Consider the following 6946-nt stretch of genomic DNA (forward strand, 5'->3'; position numbering starts at 1 on the left):
CAGCCGAGCCTGCGCAGCCGACGAAATACACTGCGTCGTCCTGGGAGAACCTCAAGCGCCTTGGAATGACTTCATGCTGCTTTCTTGTACGGTGACCCAGGGAGGTGGTAGCTGCCGGAATGGAGGATCTCGTCGAGCGCTTCGGCAGCAAGCGGGCGCGAGTAGAGATAGCCTTGCTGGAGCTGACAGCCTTGCTTCTGAAGCCACTGCGCCTGCTGCGGAGTCTCAACACCGTCCGCGATGACCGTTAGCTTGCAGGCACGCCCAAGCTCCAGCAAGCGATGGGCTTTTTGGGCGCTCTCGGGGGCTTCTAAGTCCTGGACGAGCGAGCGAGCGAGCTTTAGATAACCCAGAGGCAGGGACGCCAGCAGGGCACTATCAAGCGGCTCTAGTCCGGCGTTATCTATGCCGATTTGAAAACCGCGCTCGGCCAGCGCACACAGCCCTGGTTTAAGAGATGCGGGATGGGTCAACGCGGACTCGGGGAACTCCAGTAGGAGGGTCGCTTCGGGCAGACTCGGGGGAAATTGAGGGTCGAGGAGCTGGCGCGTGGAGAGGTTGAGAGCGAGCGGCAAGTGGACATCAGCAGTGGCCCAGAGTGCCTGTTGTGCCGCCGCCGCGGTCGCCGTCCAGTGCCCGACGGCCCCCATGATCCCTGCCTCTTCCGCCACGGAGAGAAACTTTGCTGGGAAGAGAAGTCCTTGCTGCGGGTGGCGCCAGCGCAGAAAAACCTCCGCACTGACCAGGCGATGCTGAGTGGGAATCACCTGGAACTGGTAGGCCAGGGTGAACTGATTCTGCGCTAAGGCACTCTCAATATCTGCGGCGGTGATACTGCTGGTTCGGCGACGGAGCAAGCGTGGGTTAGTGGTCGGAGCGGGCTCTGCTGTGGGAACAACGAGGGTCTCAGCCGTAGGCAGAATCGAGAGGATCCCGATTACTTGGTTGCCTTCCATAGTGGCTTCCTCGTGGATGCTATGAACGGTTCCTCGCTGGTCGCGGCACTGGAAGCGGTTCTGAAAACGCCCCTCTCTCTGCCGAAAGGTCGCGTGACGGGCTTGGAGATCGTCGGGGAGGATGGCGGCCTGAAAGGCGAGGCCGTAGGAAGTCTCTAGGCTTAGTGGCAGGAGAGCTTGTGCCCGCTCAGGCTGGGCAATCTCAAAGTGGGTGAGCGCTCCCGTTTCGGGGTCGCGCTCGGCCACATACGCAAACGAGTGGGTTGCGACCAGAAGGCGAGCGAGTAGTAGCCCTAATTTTTCGTCTGAGAGAGCGGTCATACTCTCTTGATCTTTGGTTATTACGCCGGAATTTTAGAGAGGCAGGTTGCCAGCGCCTCTAACGCGACACTTTGCTGGGTCTTGGTGCCCATATCACGCACTGTCGCTACTCCCTGAGCCAGCTCGTCGTCGCCCAGGATCACAGCAAAGCGCGCGCCACACTGATCGGCTTGCTCCAGCATCACTTTCATTCGTCGGCCTGTGTAGTCCATGTCGCAGGCGATTTCTGAACGACGAAGCGTGGCTAGCAGCGGGACACAAGCCGCGCGCGCTGCTTCACCGAGTGGGCACAGGAAGGCATCCAGTCCCACGATTTTGGGTAGAGCCGCGCCGGTTTCTTCGAGAGCCAGTAGAACCCGCTCCAGCCCCAGACCAAAACCAATGCCGGGGGTGGACGGTCCGCCGACGGCCTCAATCAGGCCGTTGTAGCGCCCACCGCCGCCTAGTGCCTTATCGCCCAGAACAGTAGACTGAATCTCAAAGACCGTGTGGGTGTAGTAATCGAAGCCACGCACCAAGCGCGGATCTTCGTCGTAGGTCAGGCCCAGCGCTTCCAGATAGCTTTTAACTGCGGCGAAGTGCGTCTGGCTGGCCTCATCCAGATAGTCACTGAGCACGGGTGCGCTGGAAAGGAGCTCCAGATCCTGTGATTCTTTGGAGTCCAGCATCCGTAGTGCATTTTGCTCGTAGCGACGGCGGTTGTCCGCGCTCATCTGAGGCAGCAGCGGCTCCGCCCAGGCACGCAGCGCAACCACATAGGCCGCTCGGCTCTCCGGTGTGCCGACCGTGTTCAGCTTGATTTTCATGTCCCGCAGACCGAGCCGTGCGTAGAATGCACAAGCGAGTGCGATCACTTCGGCATCAGCCTCGGGACCCGCAGCACCCAGTAGCTCTGCTCCCGCCTGGTGGTGCTGTCGGTAGCGGCCTTTTTGGGGGCGCTCGTAGCGAAAGTTCGGGCCGATATAGAAGAGCTTGCCCACGGGCCGCTCGATATACAGGCGATTGGTGACGTAGGCCCGCATCACGCCCGCAGTGCCTTCTGGGCGGAGAGTCAGGCTGTCGCCGCCTTTGGTCTCGAAGTCAAACGTCTCTTTGGCGACAATATCGGTGCCTTCCCCGACGGAGCGGTGGATAAGCTCGTGCGACTCAAAGATCGGAGTGCGGATCTCAGCATAGCCGTGGAGCCGACAGAGCCCACGAAAAGTTGCCTCAAGCCACTGCCATTTTTCAGAGTCCTGAACGGCAGGTCGGCCTGGAGCCGGGGGGAGGATATCATAGGTGCCTTTTGGGGGGGCATAGCGCATGGTGCCTATTATATCGCCGCGCTCACAGCATTCGCTTAGTGAGCACCCTCGGCATGATCAGCTTTACCATCGTGGTCATGATCATGATCGCCAAATGTTTGGACATTCTTGCTGTTGAAAGTATTGATAAAAACCAAGCCTCCGACTAACATTAGCAGAACTGCGACAATCCAAAGAGGAAAACCCGGTTTTTTCATGAATGTTTTTTCCCTTGTTCAATAAGATCCTTCAGGGCCTTGCGGCGCTGGATATCACTAGCAAATCCTTTACTTAGGCTAAAGCCAAGTATGCCACCAAGTAGCCCAAAAAGCACACTGGTTGTCCCGCGGTCGAGACCAAAGGATTTCTGTTCGCCTTTTTTGGGGCCGCGAAAGACAGTGGCTTTTCCGGTTATCTCGATGGGAACAATAAGTGGCTGAACGAAGAAAGCAATGGCGGAAAATGTGACTGCTCCGAAAAGGATCCCCTGGAGCGCGGCCCGCCTTGAGATTTTTTTATCTATTCTTAGTTCATACATTGACAAAAGTATACCTCCACCAACTAAAATTTGTCGGCTCACATTATTGTGTTAGGAGGAGCATGATACAACAGTGAGTATGCGAAAGCGCTCTCACGATGCCACAGTCTCTGACGATGGGTTTAAGGCGGTGTTCCGTCCTATCTTGTTATTGGCAGTGACGGTTTTTATTGACCTTCTCGGGTTTGGGATTATCTTGCCCAACCTGCCTCTGTATATCAAGCAAGCCGTTGGCCACAACGATGGCAATGCGGCTTTTACGGGAGGGCTTCTGGCGGCCTCTTACTCCCTAGCCCAGTTTATCTGTGCGCCTTTCTGGGGCCGCTACTCGGATCGGGCGGGTAGGCGGCCCGTGATCCTGCTCTCTTTGCTGGGGGTGGGAGTCGCCTACATCTTCTTTGGGCTAGCGAACGGGAGTCTGGCGATGCTCTTCGCGGCTCGTCTGCTGGCTGGGGTGCTCTCGTCGGCATCCATTGGCGTGGCGTTTGCCTATGTCGCCGATGTGACGACTCCTCAGAACCGGGCGAAGGGGCTCGGTCTACTTGGGGCCTGCTTCGGGCTTGGGTTCATGATGGGGCCCGCAATCGGGGGGATTTTGGGGAAGGTAAGCCTTTCCTTGCCCGCTTTTGTGGCAGCGGGAATGGCGCTACTAAATTTCGCCTTTTCATACCGGATGCTCCCTGAGTCGCTGACGGCGGAGGAGCGTGCACGCCTCAATGCGCCGGGTCGCCCGGGGCTAGGGGAGCAGCTTCGCAAGGTTTTAAGTGGTCCCACTGTAGGGCTCTATCTGCTCTCGTTTATTTCGATTTTTGGATTTGCCGCCATTGAGCAAGCCTTCGGATTCTTTCTGCTGGCACGTGGGATCGCCAATGACCAAAATTTGCCGGAGCGCTTTGGCTATATCATGGCGTTTGTCGGGGTTATTGGGGTGGTTGTTCAGGGAGGACTCATTGGCCGCCTGGTGAGCAAGCTGGGCGAGGGGACAGTGGCCCGAATCGGTATGGCGGTTCTGGTGCTGGGTTACATCGGCCTGACATTGCCCCGAGAGTGGGGCTGGCTGGTGTTCCTGCCCGCAATACCTCTTTCTGCGGGGCGCTCGATGATGGGGCCGGCGATCTCGGCACTGATCTCGCGCAAGTCGAACCTCGGGCAGGGGCTGAACCTATCCGTACAACAGTCCTTTGATGCTCTCGCAAGAACCGTCGGGCCGCTCACGGCGGGCTGGCTCTTTAAAACCTATGGCCCGACAATGCCTTACTATTTTTCGGCAGGGCTGACCGTTCTCGCTCTTGTGATCACGCTCGCCCTCCCACGAATACTGGCACCGCCTCCATCCGAGGTCGAATGAAGCGTGCCACACTTTGTTTCGTACTGGTACTTCTAAGTTCCTGCGCGCGACCTGGCGAGAAAAAAGCCGAGCGAGCGGTTGAGGAGCTACTGCCGCAGTATCTTGGAGCGGCGCAAAGCTATAGCGCCCGCGTAAAAGCAGCGAGCCTTGGTGCCCTGATGCGGGGGCGTGTCCGTACCGTTTCCATTGTTGGGCGCGAGGTTCACCTCTTGCCGGAGTGTACCGTGGCGGAACTACGCATCGAAGCCGCGGAGATCGAAGTAGATAAAGGGAGCCAGAGTCTTAAGAGTGTGGGGAAGGCGTACTTTCTTGCCCGGATCGAGGAGAAAGAGCTGGATCGCCTAGTTCGAGCCCGTCGTCCCAAGCTGGCAGATCTGAAGATAGCGCTACGCGGCTCACGAGTGAGCGTCCGTATCACGCCGGAGATTTTCGGCTACCCTACCGTGCCTGTACAGGTTGAGGGTAGCTTATTGGCACGTGGCGGCGGCGCTGTCCTAGACTTCGAGCCGGATAAAGCACGCCTGTTGATCGTCCCTATTCCCAAGCCAATCTTGGATTTTGTGGTGGATCGCATCAATCCCGTGGCGGATTTCTCCGCACTGAAGGCACCGATTCGTGTGGAGCGGGCGGATGTCGAGGGAGGATCGTTACTCCTACGAGGCTACTTGCCCCCAGAACGGGTGACAGGGCTGGGACTAGTGCGCTAGCGCCGCGCTTTTGCAGGTTGCGGAATGGGTGGGGCAAACTGGATAAAGGCATCTCCGACAAAGCCAACAACGTAGAAGGCTACAATCGTGCACAGAAAGCCAATCACACCGGCCCGGCGGCTGTCGCGTTTTAGGAAAAGGAAAAAAAAGAACGTTGCCGCGAAGGCGTAGGGGCGGTAGATACTATCCGCTCCATAAAAACGCTCGATATTTTCGGAAACAACGGGTGGCAGGGCCATACCTATAGTTTCGGTATGCCCTGCCTTAGATCTTTAGGTTGCCTTCACGGCGCGGCGTCGGCCTCGTGCAGGAGTTGCTTCTTCAAGTGCGGGAAGCTCTGACTCACTCTCCAAGCTGGGCAGTGCAGGTTGGGCCGCGTCAAGCACCGGTAACACCACTGTCATGGCCTCTTGTCGGCGACGGAAGTTAATGGTCTCCCAGTCGCGGATATAATCGAGAACGGTCTGAGCGAGCTTACGCGCCTCAAATTCGGGGAGCAAAAGCGTTAGCGAGTCTCGCACCTCGACCATTTTAACGCCGCCCCCCGTGAGTACCTCGCCATGGCCATTGTCTATCTTAAGAACAAAAGGCTGACGGTACTTGGTGTCTTTGCGTAGCGCTAAAGTTCGTGCCTGGATTCCATCGTCGTAGACAGTGCCTTTGTAGTCTGTCCACTCCTCAAAATTGCCGTAGAGAATGTCCCAGCACACCAGCTTAAAGTCCGATGCATCGGCGTAGTGCTTCACTCGAACCGTGGTTTTGTGGCTCTCATCGAACTCCACTAAAGTAAACGCGATCTTGCTGCGCTTGGGCTCAAGCGAGAGCATCTCGCTGATATCGAGCACGCGATCCCGAGTGACATGCTTAAAAACTTGGACGCGTGTCAGGACACCCGCCGTAGTCATGTTGATATTGTTGCTAACGATCATGGTCAAACCTCACTTCATCTTGCCTATTAGTCATTTAAATTAGGGGCTAGAGTGTTTTTTTATAGCCGCAGGAAGGGGTATCTCCCTGGCTTGCCCAGCACTCCCACTGGATCACATAGCCCTCGTTGCGCTTGTAGTACAGGTGCGAAACAAGCTCATCCCCGCACTCCGGGCACCTGCCGCGCACCCACGCCGGATCGGGGCGATCACCACGGCGTGCTCGGGCATCTGTGGCAGGAGATTTTGTAACTGTCAAAACCTGGCTCATCCTTTTCATACCTCCCGAAGGATTTCCCTTCACACAGGCACTCCTGGGACGATCAAAAAGGCGGAAAGCACCTATCAAAAATTATCACAGGCCTCTGCGGTATCTATCAGTAGGCGCGAAACCTACTCATCCCGGCGCAAGGCGTGTTGTGTGGAGCGGGCGCTGAGCGATATCTTTTAGCGTGACACTGAGCTCACCGGTTGCGGCGGTAATCTTGACCTCGCCGAAGAACTGGTGCCCCGCTGCGGGGCCACCACTGCCTGCTTTTTGGTAGAGTACCTGCGGACCAAAAGTATTATCGAGCTTGTTGGGGCCAAAGCTGCCCGCATGGATCGGCCCGGCGACGAACTCATGAAACGGAAGGAAATCCTGGAACTGGGCCTTATTGGGATCGTAGTAGTGCGCCGCGCAGTAGTGGATATCCGCCGTAAGCCAGATCGTATTGCGCACTCTATTTTTCTTCAAGTATGTCAGCAGCTCCGCAAGCTCAAGCTCACGGCCCCGTGCTGGGCCGTCGCCATTGGCGACTGCCTCAATCGTGCTCTTACCCTGGTAGCTGTCTCCCACAACAAGGCCCAGCGGCATGTCCGAGGCAA

Annotated in this window: 10 protein-coding genes; 2 read left to right on the forward strand and 8 right to left on the reverse strand. The window is 57.2% G+C overall.

The window, feature by feature from the left end; translation table 11 throughout:
• Positions 1 to 71: 71 nt before the first annotated feature.
• The 4 genes from ACH2EH_RS00455 to ACH2EH_RS00470 are packed head-to-tail and all read right to left on the reverse strand — an operon-like array spanning position 72 to position 3098.
• Positions 72 to 1277, reverse strand: a complete 1206-nt coding sequence (locus ACH2EH_RS00455) for an EAL domain-containing protein (protein WP_395137733.1) — start codon at positions 1275 to 1277, stop codon at positions 72 to 74.
• 20 nt (positions 1278 to 1297) lie between these two features.
• Positions 1298 to 2581 (reverse strand): histidine--tRNA ligase, encoded by a 1284-nt coding sequence (gene hisS, locus ACH2EH_RS00460; protein WP_395137735.1) that lies wholly within the window; start codon positions 2579 to 2581, stop codon positions 1298 to 1300.
• 35 nt (positions 2582 to 2616) lie between these two features.
• On the reverse strand, positions 2617 to 2778 hold the full coding sequence (locus tag ACH2EH_RS00465; protein ID WP_395137737.1) for a hypothetical protein: 162 nt from the start codon (positions 2776 to 2778) through the stop codon (positions 2617 to 2619).
• Positions 2775 to 3098, reverse strand: coding sequence for a hypothetical protein (locus ACH2EH_RS00470; protein ID WP_395137738.1), 324 nt, complete (start codon positions 3096 to 3098; stop codon positions 2775 to 2777). The genes ACH2EH_RS00465 and ACH2EH_RS00470 overlap by 4 nt, the downstream gene beginning before the upstream one ends.
• A 79-nt stretch (positions 3099 to 3177) precedes the next feature.
• On the opposite strand from ACH2EH_RS00470, the gene ACH2EH_RS00475 reads away from it, so the two are divergent.
• Positions 3178 to 4446, forward strand: a complete 1269-nt coding sequence (locus ACH2EH_RS00475; RefSeq protein ID WP_395137740.1) for an MFS transporter — start codon at positions 3178 to 3180, stop codon at positions 4444 to 4446.
• Positions 4443 to 5153, forward strand: a complete 711-nt coding sequence (locus ACH2EH_RS00480; protein ID WP_395137742.1) for a DUF2993 domain-containing protein — start codon at positions 4443 to 4445, stop codon at positions 5151 to 5153. The genes ACH2EH_RS00475 and ACH2EH_RS00480 overlap by 4 nt, the downstream gene beginning before the upstream one ends.
• Here the strand turns inward: ACH2EH_RS00480 and ACH2EH_RS00485 are convergent.
• From ACH2EH_RS00485 to ACH2EH_RS00500, 4 genes are all read right to left on the reverse strand, one after another.
• On the reverse strand, positions 5150 to 5392 hold the full coding sequence (locus tag ACH2EH_RS00485; protein ID WP_395137743.1) for a hypothetical protein: 243 nt from the start codon (positions 5390 to 5392) through the stop codon (positions 5150 to 5152). The two genes, ACH2EH_RS00480 and ACH2EH_RS00485, sit on opposite strands and share 4 nt — an antisense overlap.
• Before the next feature lie 33 nt (positions 5393 to 5425).
• Positions 5426 to 6082, reverse strand: a complete 657-nt coding sequence (locus tag ACH2EH_RS00490) for a hypothetical protein (protein ID WP_395137745.1) — start codon at positions 6080 to 6082, stop codon at positions 5426 to 5428.
• Between the two features lie 46 nt (positions 6083 to 6128).
• Complete coding sequence (locus ACH2EH_RS00495; protein WP_395137747.1) at positions 6129 to 6350, reverse strand: hypothetical protein; 222 nt, start codon at positions 6348 to 6350, stop codon at positions 6129 to 6131.
• 126 nt (positions 6351 to 6476) lie between these two features.
• A partial coding sequence (locus ACH2EH_RS00500) for an alkaline phosphatase D family protein (RefSeq protein WP_395137749.1) occupies positions 6477 to 6946 on the reverse strand: 470 nt, incomplete at its 5' end.

The organism is Armatimonas sp. (assembly GCF_043760365.1).
Classification (GTDB): domain Bacteria; phylum Armatimonadota; class Armatimonadia; order Armatimonadales; family Armatimonadaceae; genus Armatimonas.